The organism is Streptomyces sp. NPDC093801 (assembly GCF_040701585.1).
In the GTDB taxonomy this organism is placed as follows: domain Bacteria; phylum Actinomycetota; class Actinomycetes; order Streptomycetales; family Streptomycetaceae; genus Streptomyces.
Genome location: NZ_JBFBDP010000018.1, coordinates 13,057 through 30,134, shown reverse-complemented (window position 1 = coordinate 30,134; position 17,078 = coordinate 13,057). Strand labels below are relative to the sequence as shown.

Here is a 17,078-nt window from a genome sequence, read left to right as displayed (position 1 = left end):
GTCTCCCGAGCTCTAGCGTGACCTGCGCGTGCGGGCGCGGTCGAGGCGGTTGCGTACGAAGGTCAGCGCGCCGCCGGCACCGGGCGCGAGGCGCAGCGCGAGCGCGCCGGAGGCCGTGCGGTAGGGCTGCGCCAGCAGAACACCGTACCGGCTGCTCGGCAGGGCCCTGCGGCGGAGCAGTCCGCCCAGGGGGCGCAGCGAGGTGACCGGGGAGCTCCCGTCGGCGCAGTCCACGCCCGCCCGGACGTCCCAGGCCTGCATGCCGCGCAGGCCCCTGCGGCGACCCTCGGCGGCCAGCGAGGCGAGCCTGAACGGGACCTCGGCGGTCCAGCCGTCCCCGTCGGCGGCGGGCCGCAGCTCCGCCGGGCGCACCAGGACGGGGTCTCCGCCGGTGCGGGGCAGGAAGCTCAGCCGGACGGTCAGCGGGCCGGCCGCGGCGAGCCGCCCGTACAGGTCGCGCACCCGGACCCGGACCGCCGCTCCCCCGGCGGGCCGGGCGTCGACGGTCAGGGGGAGCTCGGCGACGGGCAGGGCGGCGAGCCCGTCCAGCGGGACCGGCAGCTCCCGGCTCCACACCGGCTCCCCGGCGGCGTCCGCGGCGTACGGGGGCAGCAGCCGGGCGGGCTCGGCGGCGGGGCCGGTCATCAGCCGCTCGACGTCGGCGGGCGGGGCCTCGGAGGCCAGCAGCACGCGGGCGGTCCAGCGGGCGCGGGCGGGGGCCGCGTCGAGGTCGGCCGTGTCGAAGCCGGCCAGGTAGTCGCGCGTCAGGGTCCACCAGGCGGCCCGGTAGCCGGGGTCCTTGCCGAGCTCGCGCAGGTACATGCGCAGGTCGTAGTCGAGGAACTTCACCCGGCAGGCGTGCCCCAGCTCCGGGGAGGCGGCACCGAGGATGCCGGCGGCGGTGCGGTGGGCCTCGACGCGGGAGCTCCAGTTCCCGATGTCCTTGCGGTCCAGGGAGATGGACACCTGGGCGGCGCTCCGGCGCACGTGCCACACGTAGACGAGGTCGCCGACGACCGCGATGCGGGGGGCGGCGGCCAGGACGCGGGAGGTGAAGACGAAGTCCTCGTAGACGAACCGGCCGTCGGGGAAGCGGATGCCGTGCTCGTCCAGGAAGGCGCGCGCGTACAGCTTGTTGACGCAGAGGGTGTCGCGGACCAGCTCGGGCCGGTCGGCGGGCCGCTCGACGACCTCGCCCGGCGTGTAGAGCCCGGGCATCCACGGCACGTCGCGGCCCTCCGGCAGCTCGCGCCGGACGCACGCGCCGACGGTGACGGGGGCGCGGTGCTCCTCGGCCGCACGGACCAGGGCCTCGGCCGCGCCCGGCGGCAGGACGTCGTCGCTGTCCAGGAAGAGGACGTACGGGGAGGTCGCGGCGGAGATCCCGTCGTTGCGCGGGGTGCCGCAGCCGCCGCTGTTCTCCCTGCGGTGGATGACCTTCAGGCGCGGGTGGGCCGCGGACAGCTCGTCCAGGACCCGCGCGGTCGCGTCCGAAGAGGCGTCGTCGACCGCGATGACCTCGGCGACCACCGGGCCCTGGGCGAGGGCCGAGGAGACGGCCTCGCCCACGAGCCCGGCGTCGTTGTACGCGATCACGACCACGGACACCGAGGGGGTGTCACTGCTGGAATTGCTGCTGCTCACCCGCAGGATCCTAGGCGAACGGCGTAAGGCCGGCCTCAATCCGCCGCGACGGACCCCCACGGCCGGCCCGGAGGGGACGGATCAGAAGGGACGGAACTCGTCGTACTCCTGCTGGGCGGCGTCGCCGCGCCGGGCTTCCTTCTCCTTGCGGCGCTGCGTCGCCGGACGCGGTGCCTCCATGCGGTGGTCCTCACCGCGGCGGCCCAGCATCTCGGCGCCGGCCATCATGGTCGGCTCCCAGTCGAAGACGACCGCGTTGTCCTCGGAGCCGATGGCGACGCCGTCGCCGGCCTTGGCACCGGCCTTCTTCAGCGCGTCCTCGACACCGAGGCGGTTGAGCCGGTCGGCCAGGTAGCCGACGGCCTCGTCGTTGTTGAAGTCGGTCTGGCGCACCCAGCGCTCCGGCTTCTCGCCGCGCACCCGGTACACGTCCTCCACCTCGTCGTAGGTGACGGTGAAGCCGGTGTCGTCCACGGCCTTCGGGCGGATGACGATGCGGGTCGCCTCCTGCTTGGGCGTACGGGCGCGCGCCTTGGCCACGACCTCGGCGAGGAAGTAGGAGAGCTCCTTGAGGCCCGTACGGGCGACCGCGGAGACCTCGAACACCTTGTAGCCGCGGGCCTCCAGGTCCGGACGGACCATCTCGGCGAGGTCCTGGCCGTCCGGGATGTCGACCTTGTTCAGCACGACGAGGCGGGGGCGCTTCTCCAGGCCGCCGCCGTAGAGCTTGAGCTCCTCCTCGATGAGGTCGAGGTCGCCGACCGGGTCGCGGTCCGACTCCAGGGTGGCGGTGTCCAGGACGTGCACGAGGACCGAGCAGCGCTCGACGTGGCGCAGGAACTCAAGGCCGAGGCCCTTGCCCTGGCTGGCGCCGGGGATCAGGCCCGGGACGTCGGCGATCGTGTAGACGGTCGAGCCGGCGGTGACCACGCCCAGGTTCGGGACGAGGGTGGTGAAGGGGTAGTCCGCGATCTTCGGCTTGGCGGCGGAGAGCACCGAGATCAGCGAGGACTTGCCGGCGCTGGGGAAGCCGACGAGCGCCACGTCGGCGACGGTCTTCAGCTCCAGGACGACGTCGCCGCTGTCGCCGGGCTCGCCGAGGAGGGCGAAGCCGGGCGCCTTGCGGCGGGCGGAGGCCAGCGCGGCGTTGCCGAGGCCGCCGCGGCCGCCCTGGGCGGCCACGTACGTGGTGCCCTGGCCGACGAGGTCGGCGAGGACGTTGCCCTGCTTGTCGAGGACGACGGTGCCGTCCGGCACGGGAAGGACGAGGTCCTGGCCGTCCTTGCCGGAGCGGTTTCCGCCCTCGCCGGGCTTGCCGTTGGTGGCCTTGCGGTGCGGGCTGTGGTGGTAGTCCAGCAGGGTGGTGATCGCCTGCTCCACCACCAGGATGACGTCACCGCCACGGCCGCCGTTGCCGCCGTCGGGTCCGCCGAGGGGCTTGAACTTCTCCCGGTGAACGGAGGCGCAGCCGTGGCCTCCGTTACCCGCGGCGACGTGCAGCTCGACGCGGTCCACGAAGGTGGTCATGGGTGTTCCTCCAGATACTTACGGGAATGTCCCGGACAGGCCTTGCTGCCCATTAAACGTGTCTATGTGACAACGCGCCGAGGGCGGACCTCTCTTCCCGGCATGCGCCGGGAAGAGTTGAGATCCGCCCTCGGGCTGTTACGAACGCGTGTGACTCAGCAGGAGCTGGATCAGGCGGCCGGAACGATGTTGACGACCTTGCGGCCACGGTGCGTACCGAACTGCACCGCACCCGGCAGCAGCGCGAACAGCGTGTCGTCGCCACCGCGACCGACACCCGCACCCGGGTGGAAGTGGGTGCCGCGCTGGCGGACGAGGATCTCGCCGGCGGAAACGACCTGACCGCCGAAGCGCTTCACGCCGAGCCGCTGAGCATTGGAATCGCGCCCGTTCCGGGTGGACGATGCGCCCTTCTTGTGTGCCATGTCTCAGTCCCTCTTACTTCGCAGCCGCGGGGATACCGGTGACCTTGATCGCCGTGTACTGCTGACGGTGACCCTGGCGACGGCGGTAGCCGGTCTTGTTCTTGTAGCGCAGGATGTCGATCTTGGCACCCTTGTGGTGGTCCACGACCTCGGCCTGGACCTTGATGCCCGCCAGGACCCACGGGTCGCTGGTCACGGCGTCGCCGTCGACAACGAGCAGGGTCGAGAGCTCGACCGTGTCGCCAACCTTGGCAGTGGAAATCTTGTCAACCTCAACGATGTCGCCGACAGCAACCTTGTGCTGGCGACCACCGCTGCGCACGATGGCGTACACGCGGATCTCTCTCTCACTCGGGGCGGATACTCCTGAAGCCAGCCGCTCACGCGGGCCGGGGCCCACGGTGATCCGGAATGGACGAGCGGCCTCTCCCGTGTCCCGTCCGCTTGCGCGGAGGGTGCGGGAGGAAGGTGCTCAGGAGCGCGGCGCGCGCTGCACGGTAAACGTTCAGGACACGCCGACGGTCTAGGTTACGGGGCCGGTTCCGGAGGGTCAAACCGGGCCTCGCGCGCCCGTGGGGCCCCACCCTTCGGCGGGGCCCCACGGACAGGGCGTCGATCAGGCCTCGGCCGGAGCCGAGACGGACGGCGGGGTCTGCTGCTCCGCCGCCGCGGTCTTCTTCGTCGCCCGCTTCGCGGCGGTTTTCTTGACCGTCGTCGTCTTCTTCGCGGCGGTCTTCTTCGCGGCCGCCGCCTTCTTGGCGGGGGCCTTCTTCGCCGTGGCCGCCTTCTTGGCCGGAGCCTTGCGGGTGGCCTTCTTGGCCGGCGCCGGGGCCTCGGCCTCGGCGTCCGCCTCGACGGCGGGCTCGGCCGCCGCCTCGGGCTCGGCCGGAGCGGCGGTCTCGGCCGCGGGGGCCTCGACGACCACGACGGCGGCCTCCGCCGCACCGGCCGGTGCGGTGGCCTTGCGGACGGCACGGCGGCGCGGACGCACCGGGGCGGCCTCCACGACCGGCTCGGGCTCGACGACCGGCTCGGGCTCGACCACGGCCTCGACGACCGGCTCGGGCTCGGCGGCGGCCTCCACGGCCGGCTCCGGCTCGGGCTCCGCCTCGACCACGGCCTCCACGACCGGCTCGGGGGCCGGGGCGGTGGCCTTGCGGGTCGCCCGGCGACGGGTACGGCCCTTCGGCGCGGCCTCCTCGGCCACCGCAGCGGCCTCGACCGGAGCGGCCTCGACCGTCTCCACGGCCTCCACCGCCTCGGCGACGACCTCCCCGGCCGGCTCCAGCACCGTGTCGGCGGGCTCGGTGACCGGCTCGTCCACGACGGCCGGGGTCACCGGCGCCGGGGCGGCCTGCCGCTCACCACCGCGCGGGGCGCCCGCCGGAGCGGTCGCCTTGCGGGTGGCGCGGCGACGGTTGCGGCGCCCGCTGATGCCCGCCGCGGCCTCGGCCTCGGCCGGGCTGCTGTACAGCTCCTCGCCCGGGACGAACTCCGGCTCCGGCAGCGCCCGCGGCGCGGCGGCCTCGGCGGCCACCTCCGCCTCGGTCTCGGCCTCGAACACCTCGGCCTCGACGGTCTCGACCGTCTCCAGCTCGTGCTCGTGCTCCGGGGCGCGGCCGCCGCGGCGCTTGGCGCGCTTGCCGTTGCCGCCGCCGCCGACCGCGGCCGGGGTGTCCATGTGGACGATGACACCGCGGCCGTTGCAGTGGACGCAGGTCTCGGAGAAGGACTCCAGCAGGCCCTGGCCCACCCGCTTGCGGGTCATCTGGACCAGGCCCAGCGAGGTGACCTCGGCCACCTGGTGCTTGGTGCGGTCGCGGCCCAGGCACTCCAGCATCCGCCGCAGGACCAGGTCGCGGTTGGACTCCAGGACCATGTCGATGAAGTCGATGACGACGATGCCGCCCAGGTCGCGCAGCCGCAGCTGGCGCACGATCTCCTCGGCCGCCTCCAGGTTGTTCCGGGTGACGGTCTCCTCGAGGTTGCCGCCCTGACCGGTGAACTTGCCGGTGTTGACGTCGATGACGACCATCGCCTCGGTCTTGTCGATCACCAGGGAGCCGCCCGAGGGCAGCCACACCTTGCGGTCGAGCGCCTTGGCGAGCTGCTCGTCGATCCGGTACGTCGCGAAGACGTCCACCTCGGAGGTCCAGCGGGACAGCCGGTCGGCCAGGTCCGGGGCCACGTGGGACACGTAGCCGTGGATGGTCTCCCACGCCTGGTCACCACTGATGATGACCTTGGAGAAGTCCTCGTTGAAGATGTCGCGCACGACGCGGACGGTCATGTCCGGCTCGCCGTACAGCAGGCTCGGCGACGAAGTCGTGATCTGCTTCGACTTCTTCTGGATGTCCTCCCACTGCGCCTGCAGACGCTCGACGTCGCGGCGCAGCTCGTCCTCGCTCGCGCCCTCGGCCGCGGTGCGCACGATGACGCCCGCGTCCTCGGGGACGATCTTCTTGAGGATGGTCTTCAGACGCGCGCGCTCGGTGTCGGGCAGCTTGCGGCTGATGCCGGTCATCGAGCCCTCGGGCACGTAGACCAGGTAGCGGCCGGGCAGCGAGACCTGGCTGGTCAGGCGGGCGCCCTTGTGGCCGATCGGGTCCTTGGTGACCTGCACCAGGACCGACTGGCCGGACTTGAGGGCGGACTCGATGCGGCGCGGGCCGTTGGCCATGCCGAGCGCCTCGAAGTTGACCTCGCCGGCGTACAGGACGGCGTTGCGGCCCTTGCCGATGTCGATGAAGGCGGCCTCCATCGACGGCAGCACGTTCTGGACCTTGCCCAGGTAGACGTTGCCGACGTACGAGGTGGCCTCTTCCTTGTTGACGTAGTGCTCGACGAGCACGTTGTCCTCGAGGACGCCGATCTGGGTGCGCTCGCCGGCCTGGCGGACGACCATCACGCGCTCGACGGCCTCACGGCGGGCCAGGAACTCGGCCTCGGTGATGATCGGCACGCGGCGGCGGCCCTGCTCGCGACCCTCGCGGCGGCGCTGCTTCTTCGCCTCCAGGCGGGTCGAGCCCTTGATGGACTGGACCTCGTCGGACGGCTCGGCCTTCTCGCGCGCCGGGCGCGGCTCGCGGACCTTGACGACGGTGCGGACACCGTCCTCCTCGCCCGCCTCGACCTCGGCGGCGTCACCGCTGCGGCGGCGACGGCGGCGGCGACGGCGGCTGGAGGAGGAACCGAGGGCCTCCTCGGCCTCCTCTTCCTCTTCCTGCTCGGCCTCCTCGTCGGCGGCCTCGGCCTCGGCCTCCTCCTCGGCGGACTCGTCGAGGTCGGCGGCCTCACCGCGACGGCGGCGACGGCCCCCACGGCGACGGCGGCGCGAGGGGCGGTCGCCCGACTCGTCGCCCTCCTCCTCGTCGAGCTCGGCGGCCTCGGCCTCCGGCTCCTCCTCGGCGGACTCCGCCTCGGCCACGACGTCGGCCAGGGTCACGGGCTCGGAGGCGGCGCCACGACGGCGACGGCGGCGGCCGGCCGGCTGGGCGGCGACGGGGGCCTGGACCTCGGCGGCCCCGGCCTCTTCCTCGGCCTCTTCCTCCTCGGCCTCCTCGGCGGCGGCGGCAGCGGCCGCGGCGGCGAGGGCGGCGGTCTCCGGGGTCTGGAACATCGGCTCGGCGAAGACCGGGGCCTGGAAGACGGGCACGGCCGGACGCGCGGCGCGGCGGGCGGCACGGTTCGGGGCGGCGGGCGCCTCCTGCTCGGCGGCGGCCTCGGGCTGCGCCGGGGCGGCGGCCGGAGCGGCGGCACGGGTGGCGCGGCGGCGGCCCCGCTTGGGGGCGTCGACGGCGTCGGCGACGGTGACGGCGCGGGTGGCGGCCTTGGGGGCCTCCTCCACGACCGGGGTCTCCTCGGCCGGCTCCTCCGCAGCGGCCGGGGCGGCCTCGGCGGCAGCGGCGGCCGGAGCGGCGACCGCGCGGGTGGCACGGCGGCGGGTGCGCGGGGCGGGAGCGGCCGCAGCCTCCTCCTCGACGACCGGCGCGGCGGCGGCCTCCACGACGGCCTCGGCCGGCTCGGCGGCAGCGGCGGCGGCGGCCGGAGCGGCGACCGCACGGGTCGCACGGCGACGGGCACGCGGAGCCGGAGCGGCCGGAGCCTCCTCGGCCACGGCGGGCGCGGGGGCGGCGGCCTCGGCGGCGGGCGCCTCGGCGGCGGCACCGCCGGGCGGGCCCGCCGGCCGGGAAGCCGCGCGGCGACGCCTGCGCGGAGGCAGGTTGTCGCTGGGGCTGCCGTTGTCGGCGGGGGTGTTCTCGTTCTCGTTGTCGAGCATGCGGGCGGTTCTCCCGTCACGCTCCCGGGCGCCGCGGCTGACGTCCGGTCCGGCACGGCTCCGCACGAGGTGCGCGGAGCCGGCCTCCGGGGCGCGTTCGCCACACGGGAGCTGTAGTCCATGGCCGCCGGTTCCGTACGTCTTGTCGTACGGCCTGGCGGAAGTCTTCAGGTCTGTGCGCTGCCCGACCCAGGTGGCTCCCGAGTGCCAGGGCGGCGCGACGACGACGATCCCTACGCGGCGGGACCTTCCGGCGCCTTCGCGTCGGCGTTCACGGCGGCCGTGGGTGGGGCGGCCGTGACTGCCTCGCGGTCGGGCGCGAGCGGGTCGGTCACCGTGCCGGACTCCTCGTCGAAGAGCCCCTGCGCCAGCCTGGTCACCGCAGCGGGGACCGGCGGCGCCAGGTCGGCCACAGCGTGAAGACCGGACAGGACGTCGTCGGGTCGCACGGCAGGTGTCAAATGCCGAACAACCAGCCGCAGTATCGCACAGGCATTGTCCAGCGGCCTATCAACCTGGGCAGGAAGCGCCTCGAGGCTGACGACCGCGCCGCGGGTGTCGAAGGTCCGCATCCCGTTCTTGGTGCGGCGCTGCACCTCCACCGTCTCGGCGGCGAGGAACGCCTCCACCGCGCGCTGCGCCTCGGCGGGTTCCACGCCCTCCAGGCGCAGTTCCCAGATGGAGGCGGTGAGCCGGTCCGCGAGCCCGGAGGTGCGGGCCTCGACGGCGTCGACGATGTCCAGGCCGAGCGGCATCGACTCGTCGAGCAGCTTGCGCAGCGTCTCGGGGTCGCGCGGCGCGGCGAGGGCGATCTCCAGGTACTCGGCCTCGCTGCCGGTGCCGGTCGGCGCGGCGTTCGCGTACGAGACCCGCGGGTGCGGGGTGAAGCCGGCCGAGTACGCCATGGGCACCTCGGCGCGGCGCAGGGCGCGCTCGAAGGCGCGCTGGAAGTCTCGGTGGCTGGTGAACCGGAGGCGGCCACGCTTGGTGTAGCGCAGTCGGATGCGCTGCACCACCGGTGCGGGGGGCGGGCCTTCGGGCTGTCGCTTGCCCAGTGGTTCTTCTCCTTGTGCGGGGCGTCGCGGCTCGCGCGTCGCCCTGAGGTCTGTCGACCCGTCCGGCTCACCCCCGCCGCTGGGGCAGGGAGATCTCGGCAGCGGGTGCCGCGTCGGCGGCTGTCGTACTACCCAGAGTACGCGCCCGTGACCTCGCCGGTTCCCGGGCGGGCCCGCCGAAGAGCGCCCGCCGCACCTCGGCGCGCGCCTCCCGCACCGCGGCGCGGGAGGTGCGCCACACCTGGCGCAGGGCGTGTCCGACCGGGGTGGCCACCTGCCGGTGGACCCAGGCGGCGGGCCGGGCGACGCAGCCGCGCCACAGCCACCGCAGTCCGCGTGCGAGGGCGGCGGTGATCCGGCCGGCGAGGTGCCAGGCGGGCACGAGGACGTGCCGCCCGAGGAAGACCGCCGGCGGGACGACCACGTGGACCAGCACCCAGCCGGCCCCGCGCCCGAGCGGTACGGCGCCGTACCGCCACAGCCCCACCCAGGGCCAGACGAACACCAGCAGGCAGGCGCCCCGGACCAGCCACCGCACCCCGTGCCCGAGCGGGGTCAGCACCCGCCGGTACGTCCAGGCGAGCGGCGGCGCGACGAGGTCCCGCAGCACCCACCCGAGCCCGGTCCCCACCGGTGCGAGCACGTACCGCACGAACCCCAGCACCACCCAGGCGGCCCCCAGCCCGAGGGGCCGCAGCACGTACCGGTACACCGCGCCCCCGACCGGGGCGACGGCGTACCGCCACAGCCCGACCCAGGGCCAGTAGAAGACGGCCGCACCCAGCGGCCGCAGCACGTACCGCCACAGCCGTACGCACAGCCACCCGAGACCGTTCCCCAACGGGGCGAGCACGTGCCGGCCCAGTCCCCGCGCACAGGCCGCGACCAGGTCCCACACCACCCGCACGGGCAGCACCACCAGCACGGCCACGACCTTCACGGGAACCCTGACGACCCCCGCCAGACACCCGTCGCCACCCTGCGGGGCCTGCGGCTTCTCGATTTCCATGCCGCTAAGGACACCAGACCGGGCCGAGCCGTTGCGCCGCTCCCCGACGATTGCCGTGCTCACGCACGTGTGCCCCTCACCGAAACCGGTGAGGGGCACACGGGGCGGACGTCAGATCACTTCACGACCGACAGCGGCAGCAGCTTCTTGCCGGTGGGGCCGATCTGGATGTGGGTGTCCATCTGCGGGCACACGCCGCAGTCGAAGCACGGGGTCCAGCGGCAGTCCTCGACCTCGGTCTCGTCGAGGGCGTCCTGCCAGTCCTCCCACAGCCAGTCCTTGTCCAGGCCGGAGTCCAGGTGGTCCCAGGGGAGGACCTCCTCGTAGGTGCGCTCGCGGGTGGTGTACCAGGCCACGTCCACGCCGTACGCCGGCAGGGTCTTCTCCGCCGCCTGCATCCAGCGGTCGTACGAGAAGTGCTCGCGCCAGCCGTCGAAGCGGCCGCCGTCCTCGTAGACGGCGCGGATGACGTCGCCGATGCGGCGGTCGCCGCGCGAGAGCAGGCCCTCGACGATGCCCGGCTTGCCGTCGTGGTAGCGGAAGCCGATGGAGCGGCCGTACTTCTTGTCGCCGCGGATCTTGTCGCGCAGCTTCGCCAGGCGGGCGTCGGTCTCCTCGGCGGAGAGCTGGGGGGCCCACTGGAACGGGGTGTGCGGCTTCGGGACGAAACCGCCGATCGACACCGTGCAGCGGATGTCGTTCTGGCCCGAGACCTCGCGGCCCTTGGCGATGACGTTGATCGCCATGTCGGCGATCTGGAGGACGTCCTCGTCGGTCTCCGTCGGCAGGCCGCACATGAAGTACAGCTTCACCTGGCGCCAGCCGTTGCCGTAGGCGGTGGCGACGGTGCGGATCAGGTCCTCCTCCGAGACCATCTTGTTGATGACCTTGCGCATGCGCTCGGAGCCGCCCTCGGGGGCGAAGGTGAGGCCGGAGCGGCGACCGTTGCGGGTCAGCTCGTTGGCCAGGTCCACGTTGAAGGCGTCGACACGGGTCGAGGGCAGCGACAGGCCGATCTTGTCGTCCGTGTAGCGGTCCGCGAGGCCCTTGGCGATGTCCGCGATCTCGGTGTGGTCCGCGGAGGAGAGGGAGAGCAGGCCGACCTCTTCGAAGCCGGTGGCCTTGAGGCCCTTCTCCACCATCTCGCCGATGCCGGTGATGCTTCGCTCCCGCACGGGGCGCGTGATCATGCCGGCCTGGCAGAAACGGCAGCCGCGGGTGCAGCCGCGGAAGATCTCGACGGACATCCGCTCGTGGACCGTCTCGGCGAGCGGGACCAGCGGCTGCTTGGGGTAGGGCCACTCGTCGAGGTCCATGACGGTGTGCTTGGAGACCCGCCACGGCACGCCGGAGCGGTTCGGGACGACACGGCCGATGCGGCCGTCCTCCAGGTACTCCACGTCGTAGAAGCCCGGGACGTAGATGTTGCCGGTCTTCGCGAGGCGGAGGAGGACCTCCTCGCGGCCGCCCGGACGGCCTTCGGCCTTCCAGGTGCGGATGATCTCGGTCATGTCGAGGACGGCCTGCTCGCCGTCGCCGATGACGGCCGCGTCGATGAACTCCGCGATCGGCTCGGGGTTGAAGGCCGCGTGGCCGCCCGCGAGGACGATGGGGTGGTCGACGGTGCGGTTCCTGGCCTCCAGCGGGATGCCCGCGAGGTCGAGGGCCGTGAGCATGTTGGTGTAGCCCAGCTCCGTGGAGAAGGACAGGCCGAACACGTCGAAGGCGGAGACCGGGCGGTGGCTGTCGACCGTGAACTGCGGCACCTCGTGCTCGCGCATCAGGGCTTCCAGGTCCGGCCACACCGAGTAGGTGCGCTCGGCCAGGACGCCCTCGCGCTCGTTCAGTACCTCGTACAGGATCATGACGCCCTGGTTGGGCAGACCCACCTCGTACGCGTCGGGGTACATGAGCGCCCATCGGACGTCACACGCGTCCCAGTCCTTGACGGTGGAGTTCAGCTCACCGCCGACGTACTGGATGGGCTTCTGCACATGCGGGAGCAGAGCTTCGAGCTGTGGGAAGACCGACTCGGACATCACGCGACTTTCGTGAAGCGGGCAGGGGGCGACTCTCAAGCGTACCTTGAGGCCCGGCTCCCCTTCTCCACATGATCACTTCGAGGCCGCCCGCGACCGGCGGGACGCGGCTTTGGCCCAGACGGCGGGGAGGCGGTGCTCCAGGCGGGCGGACCGGGCCTCCTCCCGGCCGTGCAGCAGGCCCCAGGCGAAGGCGGACTCCCCGGCGTCGGCGGCCTGGGATCCGAGGCCGAGCAGGGCCTCGCGGGCCACGACCCCGTCGCGGTGTTCGCCGAGCAGGGTCTGCACCTTCTTGGCGGCCTTGGCCAGGCGCCGGGCAGGCTTGCCGAGGGCGGGGGCGGCCGCCTCGGCGGCGTAGCGGGCGCGTTTGGCGGCCTTGCGGGCCTCGTGGAGGGCCCGGTCGCGCTCCTCGCCGGGGTCGAGGTCGAGGGCGGCGGCGACCCGGTCGGCGAGCCGGTCCCAGTCGCGCAGGGCGGCCTTGCGCAAGGGTTTGGCGGCGGGCCGGGCGGCGGCCCTGCGCAGGGGCGGGGCGTCGAGGAGGGCGTCGAGGGAGTCGAGGAGGCGCAGGTAGCGCTCGTCGTCGAGGGCGGCGACGGCGCGGGGGCGGGTACGGGCCCGGCGGGTGGTGTTCCAGGCGCGCAGCCGGTCGCGGACGGGGCCGGGGCGCAGGGCGGGCGGGAGTTCCGCGAGGTGGGTGCGCAGGCGTTCCAGCAGGACTTCGCGGTCGCGGTCGGCGCCGAGTTCGGCGGCGAGCCAGCGCAGCTCCTCGCGGAGGGGGTCGGTGGCGGTGCGGTCGAGGAGCTTGCGGTGGGTGGCGAGGGCGCTGCGCAGGCGGCGGGTGGCGACGCGCATCCGGTGGACGGAGTCGGGCAGGTCGCGGCGTACGGCGGGGTCCTGTGCGACGAGGGCGTCGCGCTGTTCGCGCAGGTACGCCAGGACGTGCGCGCCGGCCGTCCCGTCGGCGGGGCCGGGGGCGGGGCGGGCGGGCGGCGGGGCGGCGCCGGTGAGGTCGAGGGCGCGGGCGAGTTTCGAGGGGGCGTCGGAGGGGTGCAGGCCGGCCGCGGCGAAGCGTTCCTGGACGGCGTCGAGGAGGGCGGGGGCGCCGTCGTCGGCGAGTTCCACCTCGACCTCGGTCCAGGCGGTGGCGGCCCGGCCGCGTTCGGCGCGGACGGAGTCGGTGCACAGCTGTGCGAGGAGGTGCCCGTCGGCGTCGAGGAGGTCGCGGGTGTGGCGTTCGGCGCGCAGCCGGACCTGGGGTTCGAGGCGGGAGCGCCGGGTCCGGGAGCGGACGAGGGCGGCGAGGTCGGGCGGGAGGGTGTCGGAGAGGGGGGCGCGGACCTCGTCGCGGACGCCGGGGGCGACGGGGATTTTGAGGTGCCAGCCGGCGTCCTCGCCGCCGGTGCGGCGGCGCAGGGTGAGGCCGTCGGCGGCGAGGGCCCGGTCGGGGGTGTCGTAGTAGACGGCGTCGAGGCGGGCGGTGCCCCGGTCGCGGACGGCGGTGATCCCGGCGGTTCCGGTCAGGTCGGGCACCCGTCGCCGGGCGTCGTCCTTCGCGCGGGGGCGCTTCCCGTCGGCGCGCGCCTTTCCCCGGTCCCCCGTGAACTCGAATTTCCGCTCGATCTCGCGCTGGGTGTCCGCCATGCATCGAATCTAGCGCCGAATCGGGGGCGGCGGCGGGCGCCGGGCACCGGCCCCGCGCACCGCCCGGGGGTTCAGGCCGACATCGGCCGCTGCACCCTTATCGACTGGAGCAGTCCGACGGCCACCCAGACGGCGAACATCGAGGAGCCTCCGTAGGAGACGAAGGGCAGGGGCAGGCCCGCGACCGGCATGATGCCGAGGGTCATCCCGATGTTCTCGAAGGCCTGGAAGGCGAACCAGGCGATGATCCCGGCGCAGACGATCGTGCCGTAGAGCTCGGTGGTCTCGCGGGCGATCACGCAGGCCCGCCAGAGGATGACGCCGAGCAGGACCAGGATCAGTCCGGCTCCGACGAAGCCGAGCTCCTCGCCCGCGACCGTGAAGACGAAGTCGGTCTGCTGTTCGGGGACGAACTGGCCGGTGGTCTGGGAGCCCTTGAAGAGCCCGGAGCCGAGGAGGCCGCCGGAGCCGATGGCGATGCGCGCCTGGTTGGTGTTGTAGCCGACGCCGGCGGGGTCGAGCTCGGGGTTGGCGAAGGCGGCGAAGCGGTTGATCTGGTACTCGTCGAGGACGCCGAGCTGCCAGATCAGGACGGCTCCGGCGGCGCCGGAGGCGAGCAGGCCGACGACCCAGCGGTTGGAGGCGCCGGAGGCGAGCAGGACGCCGAGCACGATGACGACCATGACCATGACGGAGCCGAGGTCGGGCATCAGCATGACGATGCCCATGGGGGCGGCGGCCAGGCACAGGGCCTTCACCACGGTGCGGTGGTCGGGGTGTTCCAGGTCGCCGGCGTCGACCCGGGCGGCCAGCAGCATGGCCATGCCCAGGATGATGGTGATCTTGACGAACTCGCCGGGCTGGAGCGAGAAGCCGCCGCCGATCACGATCCAGGCGTGGGCGCCGTTGATGGTGGAGCCGAGCGGGGTGAGCACGGCCAGGACCAGGACCAGGGAGAGCCCGTAGAGGATCGGTACGGCTCCGCGCAGGGTGCGGTGGCCGAGCCAGACCGTGCCGATCATGAGCACGAGGCCGATGCCGGTGTTCATGGCGTGCCGGGTCAGGAAGTAGTACGGGTCCCCCTGGTTGAGCGTGGTGCGGTTGCGGGTGGCCGACCACACCAGGAGGGCGCCGAGGAAGGACAGGGCGAGGGCGGACAGCAGGATCGGCCAGTCGAGCCGGCGCAGTACCGAGTCCCGGGCGGTCAGCCGGGCGACGGGCCCGGGCTGGGGCGCGTACCGGGAGACGGAGAACTTGTTGGCGGTCTGCATCGGGCCTCAGTCCTGCTTGTGCGCGGGCGGGGCCGGCGGGCCGGCGAGGGCGGGCGGCGCGTCCTCGGGGGACGGCGGCACGTAGGGACGGATCTCGGGGGCGTCGATGGAGCCGTCCGGCTGGATGGCGGGCAGGTTGGCCTCGGGCTTGAGCAGCAGGGCCTTGGAGGTGTCCTGCTTGCCGGCCATGTCGAGGCCGTAGATGGCGTTGTAGATGTTGCGCACGGCGGGGCCGGAGGCGCCGGAGCCGGTGCCGCCCTGGGAGATCGTCATGACGATGGTGTAGTCGTCGGTGTAGGTGGCGAACCAGGAGGTCGTCTGCTTGCCGTAGACCTCGGCGGTGCCGGTCTTGGCGTGCATGGGGATCTGCTTCTGCGGCCAGCCGCCGAAGCGCCAGGCGGCGGTGCCGCGGGTGGCGACGCCCTCCAGTGCTTCGCTTATCTGCTGCCGGGTCTTCTCGTCCATGGGGAGCTTGCCGTGGGCCTGCGGCTTGATCTCCTCGACCTTCTTGCCGTCGGCGCTGATGACCGCCTTGCCGATGGTCGGGTTCCACATCGTGCCGCCGTTGGAGATGGCCGCGTAGATGGTGGCCATCTGGATGGGGGTGACGAGGGTGTCGCCCTGGCCGATGGAGTAGTTGACGGCGTCACCGGCGCGCATGAGGTTGCCTTCGAGGCAGTTCTCGTAGGAGAGCAGCTCGACGTAGGTGCCGCCCTTCTTGCCGGTCTTGCACCACTGGTCCTTGTTGGCCTCCCAGAACCGCTGCTTCCAGGCGCGGTCGGGGACGCGGCCCTTCTCCTCGCCGGGGAGGTCGACGTGGGTCTCGGCGCCGAGGCCGAACTGGTGGGCGGTCTTGTAGAAGATCTCCGCCGGGTTCTTGACCGGGTGGAGTCCGCCGTCCTTGAGCCACTGCTGGTGGCCGAGGGCGTAGAAGACGGTGTCGCAGGAGACTTCGAGGGCCTGGCCGAGGGTGATGCTGCCGTGGCCCTGGGACTCGAAGTTCTTGAAGACCTGTCCGCCGATGGAGTAGGAGCTGGGGCAGGGGTAGCTGCCGTCGAAGGGGTATCCGGCGTTGACGGCCGCGGTGGTGGGGATGACCTTGAAGATGGAGCCGGGGGCGGCCTGGCCCTGGATGGCCCGGTTCATCAGGGGGACGTTGGACTCCTTGGCGGTGAGCTTGGCGTAGTCCTTGCCGGAGATCCCGCCGACCCAGACGTTGGGGTCGTAGGTGGGGTTGGAGGCCATGGCGACGACGCGGCCGGTCTTGGATTCGAGGACGACGACGGCCCCGGCGTCGGCCTTGTAGGGGACGCCGGTGTTGCGGTCGATCTGCTTGCGGGCCTCGACCATGGCGGCGTTGAGCTCGTACTCGGCGACGCCCTGGACGCGGGCGTCGATGCTGGTGACGAGGTGGGCGCCGGGGATCGCGGGGTCGTTCTCGGCCTCGCCGATGACGCGGCCGAGGTTGTCGACCTCGTAGCGGGTGACGCCGGACTTGCCGCGCAGCTGCTTGTCGTAGGTGCGTTCCAGGCCGAAGCGGCCGACCTGGTCGGAGCGCAGGAACGGCGAGTTGGTCTTCTTGGCCTTGACGATCTCGTCGTCGGTGACCGGGGAGAGGTAGCCGAGGACCTGGCCGGTGTTGGCTCCGCCGGGGGCCGGGTAGCGGCGTACGGCGGTGGGCTCGGCGGTGATGCCGGGGAAGTCCTCGGGGCGTTCGCGGATCTGGAGGGCCTGCTGGGTGGTGGCCTCCAGGGTGACCGGGATCGGCTGGTAGGGGGAGCCGTTCCAGCAGGGCTGGGGGGTCTTGGAGTCGCAGAGCCGGACCTTGTCCATGACGTCCTGCGGCTTCATGTCCAGCACCCCGGCGAGCCGGGTCAGGACGCCTTTGCCCTTGTCCTTTATCTTCATCAGCTCGGTGCGGCTGGCGGAGACGACGAGGCGGGTCTCGTTGTCGGCGAGCGGGATGCCGCGGGCGTCGAGGATGGAGCCGCGCACGGCGGGCTGGACCACCTGCTGGACGTGGTTGTTCTTGGCCTCGTTCGAGTACTCGGCGCCGTTGCGGATCTGGAGGTACCACAGCCGCCCGCCGAGGGTGAGCAGCAGCGAGAAGACGAGCACCTGGAGGATGACGAGCCGGATCTGCACCCGGGGGGTGCGGCCGGTCTCCGGAATGTTGGTCACTACTGCT

Annotated in this window: 11 protein-coding genes; all 11 read right to left on the bottom strand. The window is 73.0% G+C overall.

Going from position 1 to position 17,078, the window contains the following annotated elements:
- Positions 1–12: 12 nt before the first annotated feature.
- The 11 genes from AB0469_RS21560 to mrdA all read right to left on the bottom strand — a co-directional run bounded on the left by AB0469_RS21560 (position 13) and on the right by mrdA (position 17,071).
- Positions 13–1,644, bottom strand: coding sequence for a glycosyltransferase (locus tag AB0469_RS21560; RefSeq protein ID WP_366453031.1), 1,632 nt, complete (start codon positions 1,642–1,644; stop codon positions 13–15).
- A gap of 81 nt (positions 1,645–1,725) precedes the next feature.
- Positions 1,726–3,171: a GTPase ObgE gene (obgE, locus tag AB0469_RS21555; protein WP_042812503.1), complete on the bottom strand. Its 1,446-nt coding sequence runs from the start codon at positions 3,169–3,171 to the stop codon at positions 1,726–1,728.
- A gap of 170 nt (positions 3,172–3,341) precedes the next feature.
- Positions 3,342–3,596 carry a 50S ribosomal protein L27 gene (gene rpmA / locus AB0469_RS21550; protein ID WP_007264038.1) on the bottom strand — a complete coding sequence of 85 codons (255 nt, stop codon included), beginning with the start codon at positions 3,594–3,596 and terminating at the stop codon, positions 3,342–3,344.
- Between the two features lie 13 nt (positions 3,597–3,609).
- Positions 3,610–3,930, bottom strand: a complete 321-nt coding sequence (rplU, locus tag AB0469_RS21545; protein ID WP_042812502.1) for a 50S ribosomal protein L21 — start codon at positions 3,928–3,930, stop codon at positions 3,610–3,612.
- A gap of 282 nt (positions 3,931–4,212) precedes the next feature.
- A complete protein-coding gene (locus AB0469_RS21540) occupies positions 4,213–7,875 on the bottom strand; it encodes an Rne/Rng family ribonuclease (RefSeq protein WP_366453030.1) in 3,663 nt (1,220 codons plus the stop codon).
- Positions 7,876–8,108: 233 nt separating this feature from the next.
- Positions 8,109–8,888, bottom strand: a complete 780-nt coding sequence (locus tag AB0469_RS21535) for a TIGR03936 family radical SAM-associated protein (RefSeq protein WP_366453029.1) — start codon at positions 8,886–8,888, stop codon at positions 8,109–8,111.
- Between the two features lie 109 nt (positions 8,889–8,997).
- Entirely contained in the window at positions 8,998–9,939 is a 942-nt protein-coding gene (locus AB0469_RS21530; RefSeq protein ID WP_366453028.1) for a hypothetical protein, read from the bottom strand.
- A 116-nt stretch (positions 9,940–10,055) separates the two neighbouring features.
- Positions 10,056–11,981, bottom strand: coding sequence for a TIGR03960 family B12-binding radical SAM protein (locus tag AB0469_RS21525; RefSeq protein ID WP_366453027.1), 1,926 nt, complete (start codon positions 11,979–11,981; stop codon positions 10,056–10,058).
- 72 nt (positions 11,982–12,053) lie between these two features.
- Positions 12,054–13,619 (bottom strand): CYTH and CHAD domain-containing protein, encoded by a 1,566-nt coding sequence (locus tag AB0469_RS21520; protein WP_366453026.1) that lies wholly within the window; start codon positions 13,617–13,619, stop codon positions 12,054–12,056.
- A 71-nt stretch (positions 13,620–13,690) separates the two neighbouring features.
- Positions 13,691–14,890 (bottom strand): rod shape-determining protein RodA, encoded by a 1,200-nt coding sequence (gene rodA, locus AB0469_RS21515; protein WP_366453025.1) that lies wholly within the window; start codon positions 14,888–14,890, stop codon positions 13,691–13,693.
- Positions 14,891–14,896: 6 nt separating this feature from the next.
- On the bottom strand, positions 14,897–17,071 hold the full coding sequence (gene mrdA, locus AB0469_RS21510) for a penicillin-binding protein 2 (RefSeq protein WP_366453024.1): 2,175 nt from the start codon (positions 17,069–17,071) through the stop codon (positions 14,897–14,899).
- Positions 17,072–17,078 lie beyond the last annotated feature (7 nt).